Origin of the sequence: Aquimarina sp. Aq107, from assembly GCF_943733665.1 — a bacterium.
Lineage (GTDB): Bacteria > Bacteroidota > Bacteroidia > Flavobacteriales > Flavobacteriaceae > Aquimarina.
The window spans coordinates 2,737,706-2,757,823 of the sequence record NZ_OX030782.1; the positions used below are offsets into that span (position 1 = coordinate 2,737,706).

The 20,118-nt window shown below is 32.0% G+C and carries 25 protein-coding genes; 24 read left to right on the forward strand and 1 reads right to left on the reverse strand.

Features of this window, described 5'->3' with window-relative positions:
* The 17 genes from NMK29_RS11595 to NMK29_RS11675 all read left to right on the forward strand — a co-directional run bounded on the left by NMK29_RS11595 (nt 1) and on the right by NMK29_RS11675 (nt 11,853).
* Nucleotides 1-375, forward strand: coding sequence for a helix-turn-helix transcriptional regulator (locus tag NMK29_RS11595; RefSeq protein ID WP_108805512.1), 375 nt, complete (start codon nt 1-3; stop codon nt 373-375).
* Nucleotides 375-830: a hypothetical protein gene (locus NMK29_RS11600; protein WP_108805511.1), complete on the forward strand. Its 456-nt coding sequence runs from the start codon at nt 375-377 to the stop codon at nt 828-830. Before NMK29_RS11595 ends, NMK29_RS11600 begins: the two co-directional genes overlap by 1 nt.
* Before the next feature lie 1,216 nt (nt 831-2,046).
* Entirely contained in the window at nt 2,047-2,646 is a 600-nt protein-coding gene (locus tag NMK29_RS11605) for a tetratricopeptide repeat protein (protein WP_108805510.1), read from the forward strand.
* A 691-nt stretch (nt 2,647-3,337) separates the two neighbouring features.
* Nucleotides 3,338-3,862 (forward strand): hypothetical protein, encoded by a 525-nt coding sequence (locus NMK29_RS11610; RefSeq protein WP_108805509.1) that lies wholly within the window; start codon nt 3,338-3,340, stop codon nt 3,860-3,862.
* Between the two features lie 180 nt (nt 3,863-4,042).
* A complete protein-coding gene (locus NMK29_RS11615; protein ID WP_108805508.1) occupies nt 4,043-4,585 on the forward strand; it encodes a hypothetical protein in 543 nt (180 codons plus the stop codon).
* A gap of 222 nt (nt 4,586-4,807) precedes the next feature.
* The gene (locus tag NMK29_RS11620; protein ID WP_199915080.1) at nt 4,808-5,434 is read left to right on the forward strand and encodes a CPCC family cysteine-rich protein; all 627 of its coding nucleotides are present in this window, start codon (nt 4,808-4,810) and stop codon (nt 5,432-5,434) included.
* Nucleotides 5,435-5,643: 209 nt separating this feature from the next.
* On the forward strand, nt 5,644-6,072 hold the full coding sequence (locus NMK29_RS11625) for a hypothetical protein (RefSeq protein ID WP_159092361.1): 429 nt from the start codon (nt 5,644-5,646) through the stop codon (nt 6,070-6,072).
* A 183-nt stretch (nt 6,073-6,255) separates the two neighbouring features.
* Complete coding sequence (locus tag NMK29_RS11630; protein ID WP_027391815.1) at nt 6,256-6,963, forward strand: hypothetical protein; 708 nt, start codon at nt 6,256-6,258, stop codon at nt 6,961-6,963.
* Nucleotides 6,964-7,047: 84 nt separating this feature from the next.
* The gene (locus tag NMK29_RS11635; RefSeq protein ID WP_254097213.1) at nt 7,048-7,542 is read left to right on the forward strand and encodes a DUF2750 domain-containing protein; all 495 of its coding nucleotides are present in this window, start codon (nt 7,048-7,050) and stop codon (nt 7,540-7,542) included.
* Between the two features lie 24 nt (nt 7,543-7,566).
* On the forward strand, nt 7,567-7,911 hold the full coding sequence (locus NMK29_RS11640; protein ID WP_159092360.1) for a hypothetical protein: 345 nt from the start codon (nt 7,567-7,569) through the stop codon (nt 7,909-7,911).
* A gap of 220 nt (nt 7,912-8,131) precedes the next feature.
* Nucleotides 8,132-8,788 (forward strand): hypothetical protein, encoded by a 657-nt coding sequence (locus tag NMK29_RS11645; RefSeq protein WP_108805506.1) that lies wholly within the window; start codon nt 8,132-8,134, stop codon nt 8,786-8,788.
* Between the two features lie 14 nt (nt 8,789-8,802).
* A complete protein-coding gene (locus tag NMK29_RS11650) occupies nt 8,803-9,267 on the forward strand; it encodes a hypothetical protein (RefSeq protein WP_108805505.1) in 465 nt (154 codons plus the stop codon).
* 199 nt (nt 9,268-9,466) lie between these two features.
* Complete coding sequence (locus NMK29_RS11655) at nt 9,467-9,766, forward strand: hypothetical protein (protein WP_108805504.1); 300 nt, start codon at nt 9,467-9,469, stop codon at nt 9,764-9,766.
* A 7-nt stretch (nt 9,767-9,773) separates the two neighbouring features.
* On the forward strand, nt 9,774-10,202 hold the full coding sequence (locus NMK29_RS11660) for a hypothetical protein (RefSeq protein ID WP_108805503.1): 429 nt from the start codon (nt 9,774-9,776) through the stop codon (nt 10,200-10,202).
* 73 nt (nt 10,203-10,275) lie between these two features.
* Entirely contained in the window at nt 10,276-10,725 is a 450-nt protein-coding gene (locus tag NMK29_RS11665) for a hypothetical protein (protein ID WP_108805502.1), read from the forward strand.
* A gap of 3 nt (nt 10,726-10,728) precedes the next feature.
* Nucleotides 10,729-11,049, forward strand: coding sequence for a hypothetical protein (locus NMK29_RS11670; protein ID WP_108805501.1), 321 nt, complete (start codon nt 10,729-10,731; stop codon nt 11,047-11,049).
* Nucleotides 11,050-11,238: 189 nt separating this feature from the next.
* The gene (locus tag NMK29_RS11675) at nt 11,239-11,853 is read left to right on the forward strand and encodes a hypothetical protein (protein WP_108805500.1); all 615 of its coding nucleotides are present in this window, start codon (nt 11,239-11,241) and stop codon (nt 11,851-11,853) included.
* 88 nt (nt 11,854-11,941) lie between these two features.
* Here NMK29_RS11675 and ltrA read toward each other — a convergent pair whose 3' ends face one another.
* Complete coding sequence (ltrA, locus tag NMK29_RS11680) at nt 11,942-13,165, reverse strand: group II intron reverse transcriptase/maturase (RefSeq protein WP_254097215.1); 1,224 nt, start codon at nt 13,163-13,165, stop codon at nt 11,942-11,944.
* Between the two features lie 968 nt (nt 13,166-14,133).
* On the opposite strand from ltrA, the gene NMK29_RS11685 reads away from it, so the two are divergent.
* From NMK29_RS11685 to NMK29_RS11710, 7 genes are all read left to right on the forward strand, one after another.
* Entirely contained in the window at nt 14,134-14,637 is a 504-nt protein-coding gene (locus tag NMK29_RS11685) for a hypothetical protein (RefSeq protein ID WP_234424350.1), read from the forward strand.
* Between the two features lie 381 nt (nt 14,638-15,018).
* Nucleotides 15,019-16,668: a serine hydrolase gene (locus NMK29_RS11690; RefSeq protein WP_108805578.1), complete on the forward strand. Its 1,650-nt coding sequence runs from the start codon at nt 15,019-15,021 to the stop codon at nt 16,666-16,668.
* Nucleotides 16,669-16,855: 187 nt separating this feature from the next.
* Nucleotides 16,856-17,608, forward strand: coding sequence for a class I SAM-dependent methyltransferase (locus tag NMK29_RS11695; protein ID WP_108805579.1), 753 nt, complete (start codon nt 16,856-16,858; stop codon nt 17,606-17,608).
* 263 nt (nt 17,609-17,871) lie between these two features.
* Nucleotides 17,872-18,084 (forward strand): hypothetical protein, encoded by a 213-nt coding sequence (locus NMK29_RS11700; protein WP_199915081.1) that lies wholly within the window; start codon nt 17,872-17,874, stop codon nt 18,082-18,084.
* Nucleotides 18,085-18,153: 69 nt separating this feature from the next.
* Nucleotides 18,154-18,288 carry a hypothetical protein gene (locus NMK29_RS23795; protein ID WP_255411849.1) on the forward strand — a complete coding sequence of 45 codons (135 nt, stop codon included), beginning with the start codon at nt 18,154-18,156 and terminating at the stop codon, nt 18,286-18,288.
* A gap of 216 nt (nt 18,289-18,504) precedes the next feature.
* Nucleotides 18,505-19,083 carry a hypothetical protein gene (locus NMK29_RS11705; protein WP_159092372.1) on the forward strand — a complete coding sequence of 193 codons (579 nt, stop codon included), beginning with the start codon at nt 18,505-18,507 and terminating at the stop codon, nt 19,081-19,083.
* Between the two features lie 189 nt (nt 19,084-19,272).
* Nucleotides 19,273-19,962, forward strand: coding sequence for a porin family protein (locus NMK29_RS11710; RefSeq protein ID WP_108805581.1), 690 nt, complete (start codon nt 19,273-19,275; stop codon nt 19,960-19,962).
* Nucleotides 19,963-20,118 lie beyond the last annotated feature (156 nt).

Sequence of the window (20,118 nt, forward strand, 5' to 3'; positions counted from 1 at the left end):
ATGAAAAAAAACAACATAATAAACGATTGGCTTACTGAAAACAAAGACCCCGAGATTGAGAAATTGGTGAGTCGTAATTTGGCAATTGCCAATAAGGTTCATAAAATTTTAAAAGAACGTAATCTTAGTGATAGTGATTTTGCCAAAATATTAGGGAAGAGACCTTCTGAAGTATCCAAATGGTTAAGCGGAACACATAATTTGACCCAAAAATCAATTATTAAAATGGAATTGGCTCTGGGTGTTCAACTTATTTACATTGAACAAGTACATAAATATGTGTATCTAGGGAAAATAGAAGGAAGTATGAAAGAGGAAATAAATAAATATACTGGTAAAAAATACAAAAAAACAATGCCAGCTTATGCAAGCTAATGAGCGAATTAAATAATAATAATATCGACCCCGAAAAAATACATCTAAAGTACATAGAAAAAGTAACTGCAACTATAGATGAATTTGAATCGCAGGAATCTAACCCTTCAATTGCTATAAATATTGCGCACGTAAGTGGTCATAGCATAGAAGAAAGTAAATATCTACTAGGTTTACAGATTGTCTTATCAACTACGGATTCACCACAAAAATTAGAATGTGAATTTAGATATAATTTTCATTTCTCAATAGAGAATCTAAATGAGATGTACAAACTTAATGAAAACAATAATCCTGTATTCAAAAAATTATTCGTTGCAACTTTAGCAGGAATTTCGTATTCAACACTAAGAGGAATTATTTTTGAAAAAACCCTTAACACTAATTGGGGTGCTTTAGCTCTTCCCGTAATTAATCCTTCTAAAATATTGGATAGTTGGATTGAAAAAAAATAACAACATGTGCTAACAATTTGTATAGTTCATTTGCTCCCTTCGGGAAGCAAACGCACCATACAATAGCCGTTACCGCACATGAAAATCAGGTCGAGTAAAAATGGAATAGTACGCAAGTATGATCTGAAAAACTGGTACGGAATCGGAATCAAAAACTGACGGAAAACTGACTCCTAAATTGAATAGTTAACCGAAATCTGAAAACCAAAACGCAACGACTGACATTACTCGGACGAAAAAATGAAAGAGTTTGCGGAATCGAAACGCAACTGCTGACAGTACTCGGACGGCTAAATGAAATGTTTTGCGGAGGATTAACTTGAATTTGAAAGCAAAACGCAATCAAAACCTACTGCGGACAGTACTCAGACGGCTAAATGAAGTGTTTTGCGGAGAATTAACGGAAAATGAAATCTTGAAAAGAAATAATTACGAAACAAAACGCAAAAACACATGCGGTAACAATATATATGTGATCATGGCTGAGATTTGGGTTTAATCGAATGGTTCTCGTATATTTATAATGGCGAAATGATTTTAAAGCTGAATTAAAGTATAAAATCTGCGCAGAAATGTCCGATGGTTAGGTAACAATTTGCCTCGCCACGACACATATATTAGACGTTACCGCACATGAAAATCAGGTCGAGTAAAAATGGAATAGTACGCAAGTATGATCTGAAAAACTGGTACGGAATCGGAATCAAAAACTGACGGAAAACTGACTCCTAAATTGAATAGTTAACCGAAATCTGAAAACCAAAACGCAACGACTGACATTACTCGGACGAAAAAATGAAAGAGTTTGCGGAATCAAAACGCAACTGCTGACAGTACTCGGACGGCTAAATGAAATGTTTTGCGGAGGATTAACTTGAATTTGAAAGCAAAACGCAATCAAAACCTACTGCGGACAGTACTCAGACGGCTAAATGAAGTGTTTTGCGGAGAATTAACGAAAAATGAAATCTTGAAAAGAAATAATTACGGAGCAAAACGCAAAAAAAACACATGCGGTAACAATATATATGTGATCATGGCTGAGATTTGGGTTTAATCGAATGGTTCTCGTATATTTATAATGGCGCAATGATTTTAAAGCTGAATTAAAGTATAAAATCTGCGCAGAAATGTCCGATGGTTAGGTAACAATTTGCCTCGCCACGACACATATATTAGACGTTGTAAGTAATTATCAAAATTCAAATAAACTAAAATGAATATAAAGTTTTTACTACTTTTTTTAATAATCATCTTGTCTAGTTGTGGTCAGAATGGAAAAACTAATAAAAGAGATACAAACGAAATCGAATATGTTTCAAATAGTGAAATTGTAGGAGGTTTTGATAGAGAAAAATATCCAATCTTGCAGGAAGCTATTCTTTTAAAAGAAGATAATTCCTTAACAGAAGCAATTGAAAAATTCAATATCGCAGAGAAAGAATATGGACCTATGATTCCTATTTACCTAAATAGAGGAGTCGTCTATCAACAAATGGGTAAATCCAAAGAATCAATCACTGATTTCGAAAAATGCCTATCATTAAATAATGAATATTACGCAGCATTAATAAATCGTGGAATTGCATATGTATATTCTAATCAATCAGAAAAAGCTTTAATCGATTTGGATAAAGCCATTGAAATCAATCCAACTGAACCAGCAACATATCTAAATAGAGCAATTGCATATAATGATTTAGGTAAGACTAAATTAGCTTGTTCCGATTACAAAAAAGCCAAATCACTTGGTTTAATGGATAAATATGGAAGTGACTCTGTTCCAAGATGGCTAAAAATAAAATGTGTATTTTAAACTACTTACAACATTATATATGAAATCAGAGCAATTTAGTGCTAGATCGAAGGGTCTTTCCTTTTTGCAAAGGCGCTGAATTTTTATAAGTTTAATAAGAAATAAAAATGCGCAGATAGATCGATTGGTTTTGGCTTACTTGCCTTGCTCCGATTCATATATTTGGCGTTATCCGTGCATTTTAGGAATCTGAAAAGCAAAACGAAAGCAACGAACGGTTAACCACCCAATGACCTGAGTTTTCTTGTGATGGTTAAGGTCTAATCGAAGAAAAAGCGATAAAAAAACCAAAATTGAGGAGGATTACGGAGTAGTAACGTGCTAAAAAATCGCTTTTTGGGCTGATCATCAGCGGAATAAAAAAAGTTCAGGTTCATTTGGTAAGGTCTGTCCCCTACTCGATGATTGCAAGGTGATCGCGAGAAGAAAAAATAAATTTGACGGAGTAATTACGCAAGTAATATCACCTTGCTTGGCAGCCTTGCTAAGGTTTGTGACTGGAAAAAAATAAACGCACGATAACAAGATATATGTGCCATAGCAGCAAAGTGATCAATCGATTGGTTGTTGTATTTTTAGTAAGGCGCAATGCTTGCAGAAAGTAAAAGTTAGCAACCAATGCGCAGAAAAGTCAAAAAGCAAGGTAACATTTTGCCCTGCTACGACACATATATAAAACGTTACAGCACATATGATGAAAAAAGAAATAATTCCAATACTGATTTGTATACTTCTGCTACTCTACTCAATCGGAATTACACTTCTGACGGATTATGTACTAAATTATAAACATTATCTAGGAATAGCTCTCATTGGAATCTCAACAATACTTTATTTCAAGAATAAAAAGATGTTTGTTTATATATTCGGATTGACATTGATACTCGGAATTATAAGCTTAATAGATATTTATTATTGGGAAATTTTATTCAGCATTGGCCCCATTAATTTCAATCCAATATTTTTGGCTTTATTAATTACATTCCTTGTTTTAAATAAAAAGCAACTAAACGAAATGTTTCCCGAAAAGAAGTTGACGGAACAAGATCTGACGAATAAGAATCTAGAAACGGAAAAACTAATTGAGAGTTATCAACGAAAGTTCCAATCAAAACCTGAATCGGAATTGAAAAGTATTGCAGATGAAAATAGCGGTTATGTGAACGAAGCAAAAACTGCAGCAAAACGCATTTTAAAAACAAAAAACGTGCTGTAACACTATATATGTGATCATAGCAGCTAATTGATTAATCAAAAGGTTCTTGTGTTTTTGGTAAGGCGCAATGCTTGCAGAAAGCAAAAGTTAGCAACCAATGCGCAGAAAAAACGAAAAGCAAGGTAACATTTTGCCCTGCTACGACACATATATTAAACGTTACCCAACATTAGACACCAATTGAAAAATAGAACAAAATATATACTTCTAGTTTTAATTATTACAGCACTTGTATTGACTGTTTATAATGATAGAAACGAATTGACTGGAACAAGTTTTGATTCTGATGAATTAAAATACGCTAAAAGATTTTTCGGAATAGGAATTTTGTGCGTCGGACTATATCTTTTCAATAAAAATTGGCGGAATTTATTGATCAAAATTATGATAGGAACATTCAGTATATCTTTAGTACTGAATTTATATATATTTCCACAGATTTATGAAAGTGTTCAGAGTAACAAAAAATATGCTGAATACTCTGAAATAAAAACTTGTGAAGAAATGGAAAAAAGATTTCTAACTGACTTAAAAAATGAAGAAATCTTTTATTTTCAATTTGGCATTGGATACGATATTGAATTAGCAAAGACACTTATGGAAAAGTATAAAATTGAAAGTATCGGAATGGGGTGCCTAATTCAACCTAAGATGCAATGCTATAACCAATTGGTAAATAACTACCTGAAAGAAAAATACAACGACGGAATAATTGACTATTAAGAAATAAAAAAACGTTGGGTAACAACACCTATGCGATAATGCAGGCTTTTGGTTTAGTCGAAAGGTCATTGTCTATTTGGTTTGTCGCCAAAGATTTAAATTTAGTATTTTAGAAAAGATAAAAACAAAACATAAACTTTGGCTAAGTGCTGGCTCGAAAACCAGTAATTTTCTGCTCTCGCACTACGCATAGCTAAACGTTAGGCAACATTAAAACAAACCTTGGAAAGACAACAAGCAATAGAAGAATATTCAAAAATCAAATTGACCGAACTTTCTCAAAAAGAAAGAGCTGAACAATTAGAAGTTATGACTTTAGAAGATTGGAGTGATATGGACGAATGGAATTCCTTGCCAAAATCAATTCAGAAAGAATTTGAATATGGAGTAGAAATCAAAAATCCTCAATCGGAAAAATACAACTCTGTCTTAATGATTTGGTTAAAATATAGTCTTCAATCTGTGACCAATGAATTTCTTAGTGAGAAACTGAATATTGACACAATTATTGGAGAACCAGTAGAATTAGAATCCTGCCCTTGTTGTGGCTATAGGACAATTGGAGAACGTGGGAATTATGACATCTGTAAAGTATGTTGGTGGGAAGATGATGGACAGGATAATCAACATTCTGAACAAGTAATGGGCGGACCGAATTACGGAATAAGTTTGGTTATGGGCAGATATAATTACTTGGTTTACGGACTATATGACCCAAAACGAACGGATTTAATGGAAAAAAAAGCAGAAGAAAGAGAATATAAAAGAGGTCGAATATTTGAAATTATTGACAATGAATATCTCGTTGAAAAAGGAACTGATTGGAGATGGAAAATAACGATTGCCTAACAATGGCTATAATTAATACGGGTTTGGTTGATTAACTCAAAGTTTAGTGCTTTTAACCAAGTCCGCCAAATCTTTTGATTTGGGTTTTAAAATGAAAAAATTAAAGCAAAATAAAAAGTTTTGGCTAAGTGCTTAATCGGAAATTCAGTAATTTTAATTCCCGTACTAACCATAGCCGAGACGTTGTGGTTAATTTAAAAATAAAATTTGTGAAAAGAGTTATCTTCATATTCCTAACTCTAATTTTCGTCTGCTGTAAAAAAGAAAAAGTTGACGGAATAATAATCGGTGGCACATTGCTTACTCATCAATCTTTAGAAAGAAATCGTAAAATTGAAAAATTGATTTTACAATCACTCAAAAAAGATAAAAACTCAATAATTGAGTTAAAAAACTTCCCAAACGGAGGTGCGGCTAGTGCTTATGATTTAGGATATATAATTACTCAGATAATTTATCGAATTGGAGAAAAAGATTTCGCAAAAATACTGAGTGAAATACCAAAATCTGAACGAAAAGGTTTTGCCGGATTCATTATGGTGGGACTTGAATACGGAGATAATGATTATGACGGAAAAATGGATAATAAACGAATGGAATCTGAATTTCCAAAACTGACTGAAATATTGAATGAATAAAAACTAACCACAACACGATATATGTGATCATAGCAGTTAGGTAATGATTCGGAAAGTCTGTGTATTTTTACAAAGGCGCAATGCTTGCAAAATGGATAAGTTAGCAACCAATGCGCAGAAAAACCGAAAAGCAAGGTAACATTTTGCACTGCTACGACACATATATTAAACGTTAGCGGCAATATGAAAAAGGTAATTCAATATATTAGTTTATTCTTAGTTTTGGTAAGCTGTTTTCCTAAACAAAAAGATGCTGTTACCGAAATTGAATTACTTAATGATATATTCGTTGAGCTAATAGGAACGGAGTATTATTATGAGAAACTTCCAATTCCTCCAATCCCTCTACAATATGCTAAAAACTGGCAAGACTCGATAAGTCACAAAATTCAAAAGGATAAATTTGACGAAGCTTTTAATAACCCAAAATTGGAAACAAAAGAATTGGTATTAGGTCTCGACCCTTTTCATCTTAATTCAAAAAAGGAATTTAGAAGTTGGAATATTAAAAAATCATCATTCCCAAGAATGTACTATTCAGATACTCTACACTCATTGGATTTTGACCAACTCTTCACTCAATTGGTGGACAGTACAACATTTAAGAAAGGTAAATTGGAACTGAATAAAATATCCCAAACAGGAAAATATATCATCAAGGATTTAAGAAAACTGGAAAAACAAAATAAAAAGTATTGGAATAATACAGATTATAGGTTCATTGGGGCAATAAGATTCTCTGATTTTAAAATAAACCCAAAAAACGATAGGGCGGTTTTCTACTTTAATTTTACTTGTGGAAGTTTATGCGGATCAGGCGAAATAATATTCTGTCTCAAAGAGAATGGAAAATGGAAAATTGTGGATAGGAATACGCTTTGGGTTTCATAAAAACAACCGCTAACAACATATATGTGTTCATAGCAAATAAGTGACCAATCGAATGGTTATTGTATTTTTGGTAAGGCGCAATGCTTGCAGAATGGAAAAGTTAGCAATCAATGCGCAAATAAATCGAAAAGCAAGGTAACATTTTCACCTGCTACGACACATATATTAAACGTTACCACACATATAGAAAACCTTCTTATGCATATTAAACAATTAGAAAGCGTATTCAAACTTGAGTCAAAAGAACGATATGGATATCTAATAAGAAAAGTTGCTGATTTTGAGCAAGTTTTTCTGATTGCTGACAAACAAGGGAATTATGTTACTTGCGGAAATAATAACGAAAAGATTATTCCAATCTGGCCTGAATTAGAATTCGCTCAAGAATTAATCAAAACGGAATGGAAAAACTGTGTTGTTACAATGGTTGAACTAAATAATTTTATGAACTGGATGGACAAATTGGAAACGGAAAACTATCTCATTGGCGGATTTCCAAATCAAAAATTGAATTCTATAGTTGTGAAACCAACCGAAATTAAGAACCACTTGATATTCGAATGCGAACAGTATGAATAAATAACAACGGAAAAACTGACTGAATTGAATATTGCTGATTTTTTAAACATAAAGACAAACTATCTCGGAATTGGAATTAGGTCAATTCTCTTTTTCGGAAGCCTGTTACTTCTGATTTTGATAGAAATATTTGTTTTTTGGGGAATTTATGGAGAAGGCGCAACTGCAAGTAGAATTTCAGAATTATGGTACGTTGACTTAATCTTAAATTACCTGCCCATTTTACTTGTTGGTGGATTTTTAATTTATAGAATAATAAAAGAATACAAAAAACAAGAATACGGGAAATTCAAAACCAATCTGATTACACTTTTTATTTTGGTTTTTCTATTCTCAATCAGAAGTCAAATCGAACGACTGATTTTCTAAAATAAGTAAAAACGTGTGGTAACAATACCTATGCGATAATGCGGGGTTTAGGTTTAATTGAAAGGTTATTGTCTATTTGGTTTGTCGCCAAAGATTTAAATTTAGTATTTTAGAAAATATAAAAACAAAACATAAACTTTGGCTAAGTGCTGGCTCGAAAACCTGTAATTTTTGCTCCCGCACTACGCATAGCTAAACGTTGTAGGTAATTAAAAACTGAATGGGATTAGATATCACGCACTATAAAGCTACTATGGAGAAAGCTGAAAGCCACACTCTATTTTACATTGGAAATGATATCTATGGAGAAACAGGAGCTGAGATTAGAGAAAAATTTGATGACTTTAATGTTGATTTTGATCATTTTCGAAAATATGTACAGGAAATTGATGTTCCTACTGAGGTTGAAACTGTAATAATTATAAAGGGAATTGAAAACCTAAAGAATGTAAAAGAACATTTTAAATCAAGTGAAAGAACTTTTATAGTTAAAGAAAATGAAAAGCAACTTCAAAAAGAGCTAGACGATTTTGAGAAAATGAAAGACTATCAGAACTTAAAAAAGGATTTTGAAGATATTCATCATACAAATTGGATAATACTCAAATACTATACCTTAGAAAAAAAAGAAGGATTCTATTTCAAAAGTGTAGGAGAACAACGAAAAGGTATGAATGGAAAATTCTGGGATAAGTTCTGTAATGGAAATAAATGCAATTTTGCACTTAAAGAAGACTTTTATTATGCTTTTTCTTGTGTAGATCGTTATTGGGATACTGATACTAAACAAATCGTAAGACTAAGGAAAGAAGAATTTAAAAAAAAATTTCTAGATAATTTTGAACTTGGAGCTAGTTTTATGTCTATATCTTATTAATAAAAACAAAGTTTATGAGAACATTTTCGGCTATTATTTTTTTACTTTTTATTCAGTTCTCTTTTGGACAGAAAGCAAAGGATTATTTTAACAAAGAAGTTATAGATTCTCAAAAGAAAACGGCTAGATCAATTATCAAGAACCTTGAAAATGGAGAAATTGAATTATCAATGAAGTATTTTGACAATTCAATTAGTGAATTAAAAAATACTCTAAAATCTATTTCATACAAAATTTCTAAAGTAAAAACAGAAACTAAGTTCTCATTAGTCATTGTTTTTGATGAAGGTTTTAATATCTATAGATGTAGATACTATGATGAGATTAATGAATTATATCAAGTTGACTTATTCATGTCCGAAGGACAGCCAAATTCAGATGTTAAGAAACTTGAAACAAAAAACTCCGAAGTATTGAAAGCAGAACAGAAAAGGCGAATGGAAATGAAAGATGTTCCTCCTCCTCCACCGCCTCACTAAAAGAAAAAACTACCTACAACAACATATATGTGATCATAGCGGTTAAGTGATAAATCGAATGGTCTGTGTATTTTTGCAAAGGCACATTGCTTGCAAAAAGTCAAAATTAGCAACCAATGCGCACAAAAATCGAAAAGCAAGGTAACATTTTGCCCTGCTACGACACATATATTAAACGTTAGGTGTAATTAAAAATTGAATGGGATTTAAAGTAGGAAAAGGTGTTCCTCCAATGGAACGGGAATTAATATATCTCCTTGCTGACCTATGTGTCAAGTGGGGTTTTTGTATACCTCCTGATGATCATGATGAAATTTCAAAGAAAGAACATTATAGTTCAATTGAATTTGCACAAGATGTTGTTAAAGCAGAAGGAATGGAAGGCTATATGGGATGGGTAAATCGAATAGCAGAACGTTTCAGAGAAAGGTTTGGAACAGATGAAATTGACTCTTCAACTTTTGTTGACAGAGTGAGAGGGAATAAAGAAAATTGGTAATTCAGACATGGCTTGGGGAAAAGGAAAAACTGAAAAAGGACAAGGAGGTAAACTAGGACATTCTAACAGAGATGGCTGGGGATACCATGATGAAGAAAAAGTCATATCAAAAAAACAAAGGAGATTAGAACAGAAACAATTAATTCTAGACGAAACCTCGAAGATTGATAAAAACTTGAGGGAACAAGCAAAAATTTTGATTCAAATTTTAAATCAACATAAGATTAATTTTGAAATTCATGAATTTGATTCTGGTGCAGCTATGATGGATATTCAGGTGAAATCTGACTTTTACTGCATTCAAATGACGGAAAATAAATTTGGATGGAGTAAAATTGACGAAGATTCTGGTTTTAGCACTGTACCGGATTCTGGATATCTGAACTGGCATGATTTTAAAAATGAATTTGACGAAATAGTAAAAAAATACACCTAACATGTTGTATAGTGCATATGCTCCCTTTCGGGAAGCAAACGCACCATACAAGAGACGTTATAGTGCATCATAAATGGAATTCTACCAAAAACAATTTAATGAGTTATTTAAACTACTCAAAAAAACAAATCAGCAACCTGAATTGATTTCCAAATGTGTAAGTCAAGAAAATAACGAATGTGCTTTTTCTTCTTTTAATAGTTCACCTTCTAAAGTTGATAAAGAACATATTTTAGATGTTTATCGAAATAGATTTGATTTAGAAAGTAAATTCAGACCTAACGATAATTTTGTAATTGGATATAAAGATTTAATTCCAAGCCTTGAGCGTAGTAAACTTCAATTTATTAACGTAACTCAAATAACATCAGAATGTGGAACTTTCCTAATTTTCTCAGATTATGAGTATACTGAATTTGTTGGAATCCTAAAATCCAAAAGGACTCTATCTGAAGTAAGGCTAAAAATGGGTAATTCCATTTATTATAAAGAAAAAACATTCATGAACGGAAAAATTGACTAAAGAATGTCTCGATTGAAATACAATAATGATTGGGGTTATATGACATTTGGAACTGAAAGCTTCTATTGGAAATTTGGAGAGTTTATTGAGATTACCCAATCTAATCGAAAGAAAAACACTTTAACTCTAAAATTTGAACGAAAATCTTTATTGAATTTTGTGAACAATAAATTGAAAAAACCTAATAACACGGAAATTGATATACTTCCCCCTGAATTTGTAGCTCAAGCTATTAAATTTGCTATAAATAATGGTTGGAATCCCAAATTATCTGTTGGAGAGTTTGAATTAGAATATACTCAAAATCAATTTATAAAATATTAAAAAAAAGCACTATAACACTATATATGTGATCATAGCAGCTAAGTGATAAATCGAATGGTTATTGTATTTTTGGTAAGGCACAATGCTTGCAGAAAATAAAAGTTAGCAACCAATGCGCAGAAATATCGAAAAGCAAGGTAACAATTTACCCTGCTACGACACATATATTAAACGTTGTGCATAATTGGAATGAACAGAGGAATTTACATACAGATAATAGAAAACGATGAATTTCACCTGAAATGGGATATAAATAGAACATTTTGGAATGAATCCTCAGATATTTATACTTTTTTACGAAATCACACACTGAAAATCGAACATAAATTTGATACCAAATTCAATGCTTTCGCGAACAATGAAATTCCTATGGGCGGAATAAAAATGTTGGTAGATGGAATTAAAAATGATTTGAATTTTCTAATTGGAGAATATGACGATAAACCAATTACAAACGGACTGAATTCAATCGAAGTAGAATACGATGGAAAACTTATGGAATTATACTACAAAGCTTCAAAACTACATTTAATGATTTTGAATTTAGTTCGGTTTATAAAGAAATTGGAATCCGTAATTGAAAAGAATAAAAAAATTTTCGTTTGTGGAAATGCTTATTTCAATGATAATATGTTAGAATCATTGATGAAATTAAAAGCTGATTTTAAAGCAACTGGAACAATAGAAACTAAAGGTATTGCAGAAACTGAATTGAATGAACTTATTAAAAACGAAAGCCTGATTAAAACGGGTAAAAATTATAAATTAACACGCAAAGGTCTAATAATAGATATTGCGGAATAAAGTCGAGTAGGTAAAGGGGAATCTCACCCCTAAACCTCTCCCAGAACCGTACGTGATAGTCTCCCATCATACGGCTCTTCTTAACAAGTCAAGGCATAAAACCGTATTGCCAATGTACAAACATTGTAGGATACTGCTTCGCAGTTTCCTGTAACCATTTGTAACTTGCAAACCAATGTTTACGCCTAAATCTCCGATATTTGTTACGTACCCATTTTGCCAGTCGCATATTCAGAAAACGGAATACATAATGTAATTCACTCATCCGAACTTTTCCATAATAATGAATCCACCCTCGTACTTTGGCTGCTATAATGCCTGCCAAATCTGACAGGCATAAGTGAACCATACGATGTAGTTTCATCTTGAATAAAGTTTGATTGATCCGCTTCTGTCTCTTACGACTAATTGAGGGGGTAAAACCTAAATGAAAATGCCCGAAGTAACCCTTAACCATTCGGGGTTTGAATGTAAATCCTAAAAAATCGAATGTTACATAATGAACCGCAAATGGAGGATGCTTCTTTTGGTTGCGTTTGCAATAAACAATATTGCTCTTCCCATCTTTTATCTCCAATTTACATTGAAATAAACGATGTTTTACTGCTTCCAAGGTACGCATCGCTTGTTTGAAGTTTTTACAATGAATAATAATATCATCGGCATAACGCTCAAACTTTACTTCGGGATGATGCTTCTCCATCCAACTATCAAAAACTACGTGCAAAAAGATATTTGCCAATAATGGACTAATAACGCCTCCTTGTGGTGTGCCTTTAGTACGTGGATGGATTGTACCATCTTTCTTTACAACTGGAGCTTCTAACCAACGTTTTACATACAAGTGAATGTGCTTCTTTTTGGTAAAATGTCTTAATGCGTTAAGCATTAAAACGTGGTCGATCTCATCAAAGAAACTCTTGATGTCCAAATCGATTGCCCAATCTAGTTCCATACAGTGCTTTCTACATTGTACAATAGCTTGATGTGCCGATTTATTGGGTCGATAACCATATGAAGAACTACTAAACAAATGATCTACATCTTGTTCTAATTCTTCTCGAATTACCATTTGAGCTGTTCGGTCTTGTACCGTAGGGATGCCCAGTTTTCTTGTTTTACCTTCCTCTTTGGGAATACTAACTTCACGAACCGCTTTTGGAAAATAACTACCACTAGCTAATCGATTCCATACAGGATATAGGTATTTCCTCGGCTGTGTGGATACCTCTTTTATAGATAATTTATCTACGCCATAAGTACCGCCGTTACTTTTCACCTTTTTAAAGGCCTGCCAAACTTGTTCGCGCAATATCGGTTGCGACTTTTGTTTCTCTTTGAAAATCATCCTAAAAAAAAAAATCTTAGTTGTAATACAATTTAAAACTGTTAAGTCAGCTCCTTCGCTCCATATTCATTACAAATACTTCAACACTACTACGAGCTAATCCGTCACTAATAACATAGTATTGCTACTTTCTTCGTTGCCCTTCGGGGTTATCGAATTTTTGCACTACATTTTAGCTTCTCCTGTTCCGTAATTGAGCCGTAAGTAAAGCTCCTGCCCTCTTTATGCCGATTGCCACTTAACCAGTAAATAGGTTACTCCCGTTAAGTTCTGTCTCGCTAGACCGCCCATCCTTCGATTTTGACAATACTAAAGTTGTTTACGACAATTCTACAAGGGTTCAATCTCATCTCTTTCAGCTTCTTTACTCCCACCATAGCTTAACTAAACTTCTCATTATACAAAAATGGTAGCGCCTTTAACCTTATCGCTCAAGACCAACTCGTGAAAAGTAAGCCCCATAAGGCGGTTTGACTGATATGCCTATACATCCCAGCCGAGAGACCAATACTCACTTTCCTTTTACGTACTTCCACTTGAAACTAATGTCAAGATTGTTTCTAAAAAAAATGAGCCTCTCATCTCAGTTACAGTTTTTGTTGCTCCTTATTTATTTTAGTAAATTGTATCCCGAAGCAACCCAGGACACACAACGCTGTACAACAACATATATGTGATCATAGCAGCAAAGTGATCAATCGATTGGTTTGTGTATATTTATGAAGGCGCAATGCTTGCAAAAAGTAAAAGTTAGCAATCAATGCGCAGAAAAAGTCGATGGCTCGGTAACATTTTGCCTTGCTACGACACATATATAAAACGTTACCCAACATTTGAAATGAATATCAGTTTTGACCTCGATAGCACGTTAATTCCAAATGGAAAAGAATTCGAAACCGAAAAAAGGAACGGAATCGCAAAACTTCTTGGAATTGAAAAAATACGGAAAAGGAACAGCTGAAATTATTTCTGATTTGCAACGTGAAGGACATAAAATTCATATCTATACAACATCATTTAGGACAAAAGGAAAAGTAAGACGGACTTTGAAATATTATGGAATAAAAGTTAACCGAATTGTAAACCAGACAGAAAACCAAAAAGTTCTAAAATCTCGGAATATTAATTCTTCGAAATTTCCACCAGCATTTGATTTTGACTTACATATTGACGATTTAAAAGGTGTTGGAATTGAGAGTGAACGATTTAATTTTAAAGCAATTATTATTGAACCGACTGACAAAAACTGGATTGAAAAAATAAAAAAAGGAATACAAAAAACATTCGAATTGAGAATACTCAAAAGACTATTAAAAGAATTATGGCTTCAATCAGATGATTGTACAGAACCAATTGAAAATATGTGGTTTTCTATTCAAGAAGTAGCTAAATCAACTGGAAATACAAGGAAAGAAATAAAGAAATATTTGTATTAATTAGTTGATAACAAGTATTTAGAGCTTAAATCGGAGGAACCTTTATTATTTGAGTTTACCGAAAAAGGTAAAAGAATTAAAACCGATTTAGAAATAGAAAAAATAATAAAAAACGTTGGGTAACACGGTGTATAAAACATAGCTAATTAGTGCTTAACCGAAAGGTTTGTGCATATTAACAAAGTCCGCTAAATATAAAATTTGGCGTTTATAGTAGAAAATATAAAAGCAAAATATTTATATTTAGCTAAGTAATAAGTCGAAACAATAGTGCTTATCACCTGCCCTATGTTTCTTATACGAGACGTTAGCCATAATAAACTCACTCAACTGTAACAATGAGAATTTAAATGAATCTTTAGAGAAGGAAAAACAAAATTTATGAATAAAAAACAGTTTGGAATACTCATAATCTTTTTACTTCTAATTCCAAAATTAGCAACTTCTCAAAATGTTGATTCAAAGATAGATAGTCTATATAAAGTAAAAGGTAATCAGCCCGGATTTTCAATAGCTGTATTTAAAGGAGATAAAATTATACTTGATAAACAATATGGTATTGCAAATCTTGATTATAATTTTCCAATAACAAATGAAACCGTATTCGACATTGGTTCAATTGCTAAGCAATTTACGGCAGCAGCAATTTTGATATTAGAGAATGAAGGAAAATTATCAATAAAAGAGCCTGCTTACAAATACATCGATAACCTTCCTCGGTATAAAAAGGGCGATCCAACAATAGAACAATTATTAAATCAAACAAGCGGAATACCAGAAGTTGACCCCTATTTCTATTTAACAGATTTATCTTTTAATGACCTACTTACACAATCAAGAGTTAGCAATATCATAGTAAATTTAAAAGAACTCAACTTTAAACCTGGAGAATATTTTGAATATACAAACGCAAACTACATCTTGCTTGCTAATATTATCGAAAAAGTGTCAGAAAAATCTTTTACAGAATATCTGCAAGACCATATTTTTTCGCCATTGAAAATGGAAAATACCATTAAGAAAAATAGTACGTACACCATAATAAAAAATAGAGCTATAGGATATATTGAAGATGATGGGGCTTATTACAAAATGCATTTGCACTCTGCCATTTACAATGGTGATGGTCAAATTATGACTACTGCGAGAGATATGCTTAAATGGCATCAAGGCATTCGAAATGCCATTATCGGCACACCCAAATTGTGGAAGAAAATGCAAACCAAAGCAAAACTAAATGATGGAACTGTAATCGACTTTGGATTAGGTGTTGAATTTGAAACACATAACGGTTATAATGCAATGGGATTTGATGGTATGATTATGGGAGGATTCGTTTCTAAATACTTATATTTTCCAGAATTAGATATTGCCTTTTTTACTACACAAAACACTTTTGAAGAAGACTTCAAAGAACGCTTTTTTCAACTTGTGGATTTATATACTCCAAGTAAAAAGCAAGTTAACACCAATCAAAAGAAAGAGAATGTAATTATTAAACTGCCTAATAATGACCTTAAAAAATATGAGGGAAATTACATCTTTCTTGGTAACGAATATGAAGATATAAAAACAGGAATAATAAAACTAAAGAAAAAAATATTAATCCTAACAATGGCAGATGGAAAAGAAATAGGAAAATTAGAGCCAATTGGTAATCAAAAGTTTTTGATGGACGGCAACATTATTGAATTTGATATTCAAGTCAATAATAAACAATACAAGTTTTATGCAAACGAAAATGAAAAACCTTGGTTGTTCAAAGAACTTGAACCGTACAAGTATACAGAATTAGAATTAAAAGAACTTGAAGGCATTTATTTAAATAAAAGTTTACAAGTAGCTAAAGAAATTAAATTTGAAAATGGTAAGTTGCAATTACATTATGGAAAAGGAGCATATAATGTTGAAGTGGAGGTATTATCTAAAGACTTATTAAGTATTCCCAACTACTCAATTCAATTATTACGAAATAAGAATGGAGAGGCTATTTCGATGAAAATTATGGGATTAGAATTTGAAAAGATATAATTACTATGGCTAACAATGGATATAAAAAATTGAGACGAAAGTGATAAAACGAAATAATAAACATAAAACAAAGGTCAGTGCTAAACCGAAAAGTTAGGGCGTAAAATCCCCAACTGTTCATAGCCGAAACCGCTGGAGTGCATTACTAAAAAACCTAATAATTTAACGAAATAATTAAAATTAAAAAATGGAAGAAAAATATGAGGACTTGAATGAAGAAATGTATAAGAATTATTACAAACATTCAGCAAAAAGTAATCTGTTGGTAAAAATATGGTCTGATGCTCTTAAAGAAAATTATCCTAGAAGGCTTAACAATTTTGGATTTGTAACCAATAAGGACCTGGAATTGATTACCAGATATATAAGTGCGGAATCAGGAACCACCCTATTGGATATCGGTTGTGGAAGAGGAGGGCCGGGTTTATGGATTGCGGAACAAAACAAATTGAAATTAACCGGTATAGATATAATTGCGGAAGCGATTGAACAAGCAAATATATTTACGCAAAATTTCGATTTACATTTTGACGCTAAATTTGAACTAGGAGGATTTTGTAATATTCCATTACAAGATTCTTCAATAGATAATATCATTAGCATTGATGCATTCTGGATGGTTCAGAATAAAAAGGATGCATTGAAAGAGATTAAAAGGGTTTTAAAGAAAGGTGGTAAATTTGTTTTCACAACATGGGATAGTATAATAGATAACCCATCTCCCTTATTTGAGGAATGTGGGTTTACTATAATTTCAAAGAATAAAACAGAGGATTGGAAAAAGTATCAAAAGCAAGTGTATAATGATATTTTAAAGTACAAGGATGAGCTATTAACAGAATTGGGAGAATCAGCAAGGATATTAATCTCGGAGGCATCCACTGTCCCACCGATGCTTGAAGTAACTGAAAGACGACTATATCACACTCAAGTTCGTTAGAACTTGGTATGATTTTTTATAAAATGATACACACTACAACATACGGTCATAAAACAGTGCCTGGAAAGTGGCAATTTTGAACTATATAACTTTTAATAAACAATTCGATACTTTGATACAGAATTGCTCCGAATTGCGCACCGTTTCGTACCGCTGACCGTTGTATGCAAGCATAAAAAAAATAAATATTGGGAATTTTAAACTGAAGAAAGAATAAAGAAGTTAAATCGGAATTTGAAAAAGTATTTTCAGACTTAAAAAGGATGGGAGAAACTAAACCAAGTGCAAAAAAGACTTATGATTTACTTGCCGAATTGGACTTTAATACTTCTGATTCTAAATCCGAACTGTTAATCTGGGAATTTAATAATATTCAATATCAATCGAATACTAATAGTTTATTTTACTTCTATTTCCCGATTGTAGCGCACATTTTATATTACAAGCCTAAATTTGAAAAAGACATTTTGGGATAATTAATCGGTGCGAATTTTACAAACGGAGAAACAGAAACAAAAGAATTGATTCTATTAATTCAACGCGCAATGGAATTCAAACTATCTGAAAACAAAAACTATCTTACAAAAGAAAGTAAAGACTGGATCTTGAATGAATTGCCGAAAATGGAGGAGCAAGTTGAACGTGAAGTTCAAAAATGCTGGAAAGAATTAAATGAATAAAAAGCCAACATACAACACGATATATATGATCATAGCAGCCAAGTGATGAATCGAATGGTTCTTGTATATTTGGTAAGGTGCAATGCTTGCAAAAAGAAAAAGTTAGCAACCAATGCGCAAGAAAAATCAAAAAGCAAGGTAACATTTTGCCCTGCTATGACACATATATTTAACATTGGTAGCAAGCTAACGGAAAGTTACTTACATCAAAAAACTATGAGATTTACTTTATCCTTGATTATCTTTTTATTGATTTACTCAAATACTGAAGCACAAAATACTGAAACCAAATGGTATAGTGAATCGAATACCAATGGCATAATCCTTCAGAATAGTTTTCCAAAAGGAGGTCTATATGAAGGATCTAAAAAAAGATATTTTAATTACAGCTGTCTTGTGTTCTTTAGCCGGGTAATTAATCAAACCAAAAAACCATTTGAATTGACAGTTGATTTTCCTGCTGATAAAATCGGCATTCCTAATTCTCCCAACACCTTTGTCAAGTTATTTCTATCTTCTGATAAGATGACTCTTGAGAAACAAAGTTTATTTAACTATGGATTGACCGATTTTGATTCTCTTGATGATTCAACAATAATTCAAAAAACACTAGAACCTAATGAAGAACACCTATTTTATGTGGTAGCAGTATTCTACCAAACTAGGAATGATTCTCAAAACGAAAATAGAGGAGGAAATCGGACTGAACTTGTCTTGGAAGGAGAAAATCTATTCTACAGAATGCTTCCACAAATTGAATCAATGCATTGCGGAAAAATAAATTTTAAAGATTAAACTAATAAATGGCTATTTGATTATTTAACCAGCAACCAACAAGGTGTATAATTCATTTCTAGTACTCGCCTACTTACGAAAATCCTCTCGGATTTTCTATTAAGTTTGTAGTTGCTAGTTTAGTTGCTGAAACACGCAACGAAATTATGCACAAACCGTTACAAACAATCCAAAAATAAAATTTATCAAATGACACGAATTAACTTTATAATTGTTGTTTTATTAACAGTAATTAATTTAAATGCACAAAATAACAAGAAGCATTTCTCAATTAAGGCTGGAGTAAATTTTACAAATTTTATTGATAATAATTCTGACATACCGGTAAATTTTGAAGGTAAGACAGGATTCAATATTGGAGGAGGTATAAGTTTTCATATTATAGAAAAAATAAAGTTCCATCCTGAAATTTTATTTTCCATTCAAAAAAGTGATTTTTCAATAAAATCATCAGATATCGTCTTTTTACAACCAAGTGAACCAAATCTCCTAATAATTGGTGAAATTAACAACTCATCCATCATCATTCCTTTGAAGTTTGAATATGCTTTATTACCTAAATTGGATTTAGAATTAGGACCTCAAATAAGTTACCTAATTAATAATGGATTAAAATATGACGAATCAACAGAGGGTTTTCCTATTGTCCAACCTTTTCTTTTGAGTCAAAATCAAAATGACCTTGAATTGAGCTTTAATTTAGGATTAAAATACTCACTAACCGAAAAATATAAAATTGGAGTGAATTATACTTATGGTATCAATAAAAGGGCTGAAATAGAGATATTGAATGATATAGATACAAATGGTATTCGAATTATTGATAAAAAATCTTTCCATTCATCAATATTCAATATTGAATTAAGTTATGAACTATAAAAAAGTTTTGTAGCATTATATATGAAATCAGAGCAATTTAGTGTTAGATCGAAAGGTCATTTTCTTTTTGCAAAGGCGCTAAATTTTTATAAATTAAATAATAAATAAAAATGCTCAGATAGATCAGTTGGTTAAGGCTTGTCTGCCTTGCTCCAA

What these genes read in the sequence shown, in the direction of transcription:
- NMK29_RS23795 (WP_255411849.1), top strand. Translation starts at nt 18,154, where the DNA reads ATGGAATTCAAACTATCTGAAAACAAAAACTATCTTACAAAAGAAAGT.
- NMK29_RS11660 (WP_108805503.1), top strand. Translation starts at nt 9,774, where the DNA reads ATGGCTTGGGGAAAAGGAAAAACTGAAAAAGGACAAGGAGGTAAACTA.
- NMK29_RS11705 (WP_159092372.1), top strand. Translation starts at nt 18,505, where the DNA reads ATGAGATTTACTTTATCCTTGATTATCTTTTTATTGATTTACTCAAAT.
- NMK29_RS11600 (WP_108805511.1), top strand. Translation starts at nt 375, where the DNA reads ATGAGCGAATTAAATAATAATAATATCGACCCCGAAAAAATACATCTA.
- NMK29_RS11610 (WP_108805509.1), top strand. Translation starts at nt 3,338, where the DNA reads ATGATGAAAAAAGAAATAATTCCAATACTGATTTGTATACTTCTGCTA.
- NMK29_RS11690 (WP_108805578.1), top strand. Translation starts at nt 15,019, where the DNA reads ATGAATAAAAAACAGTTTGGAATACTCATAATCTTTTTACTTCTAATT.
- NMK29_RS11605 (WP_108805510.1), top strand. Translation starts at nt 2,047, where the DNA reads ATGAATATAAAGTTTTTACTACTTTTTTTAATAATCATCTTGTCTAGT.
- NMK29_RS11595 (WP_108805512.1), top strand. Translation starts at nt 1, where the DNA reads ATGAAAAAAAACAACATAATAAACGATTGGCTTACTGAAAACAAAGAC.
- NMK29_RS11630 (WP_027391815.1), top strand. Translation starts at nt 6,256, where the DNA reads ATGAAAAAGGTAATTCAATATATTAGTTTATTCTTAGTTTTGGTAAGC.
- NMK29_RS11655 (WP_108805504.1), top strand. Translation starts at nt 9,467, where the DNA reads ATGGGATTTAAAGTAGGAAAAGGTGTTCCTCCAATGGAACGGGAATTA.
- NMK29_RS11670 (WP_108805501.1), top strand. Translation starts at nt 10,729, where the DNA reads ATGTCTCGATTGAAATACAATAATGATTGGGGTTATATGACATTTGGA.
- NMK29_RS11650 (WP_108805505.1), top strand. Translation starts at nt 8,803, where the DNA reads ATGAGAACATTTTCGGCTATTATTTTTTTACTTTTTATTCAGTTCTCT.
- NMK29_RS11675 (WP_108805500.1), top strand. Translation starts at nt 11,239, where the DNA reads ATGAACAGAGGAATTTACATACAGATAATAGAAAACGATGAATTTCAC.
- NMK29_RS11645 (WP_108805506.1), top strand. Translation starts at nt 8,132, where the DNA reads ATGGGATTAGATATCACGCACTATAAAGCTACTATGGAGAAAGCTGAA.
- NMK29_RS11695 (WP_108805579.1), top strand. Translation starts at nt 16,856, where the DNA reads ATGGAAGAAAAATATGAGGACTTGAATGAAGAAATGTATAAGAATTAT.
- NMK29_RS11665 (WP_108805502.1), top strand. Translation starts at nt 10,276, where the DNA reads ATGGAATTCTACCAAAAACAATTTAATGAGTTATTTAAACTACTCAAA.
- NMK29_RS11700 (WP_199915081.1), top strand. Translation starts at nt 17,872, where the DNA reads ATGGGAGAAACTAAACCAAGTGCAAAAAAGACTTATGATTTACTTGCC.
- NMK29_RS11710 (WP_108805581.1), top strand. Translation starts at nt 19,273, where the DNA reads ATGACACGAATTAACTTTATAATTGTTGTTTTATTAACAGTAATTAAT.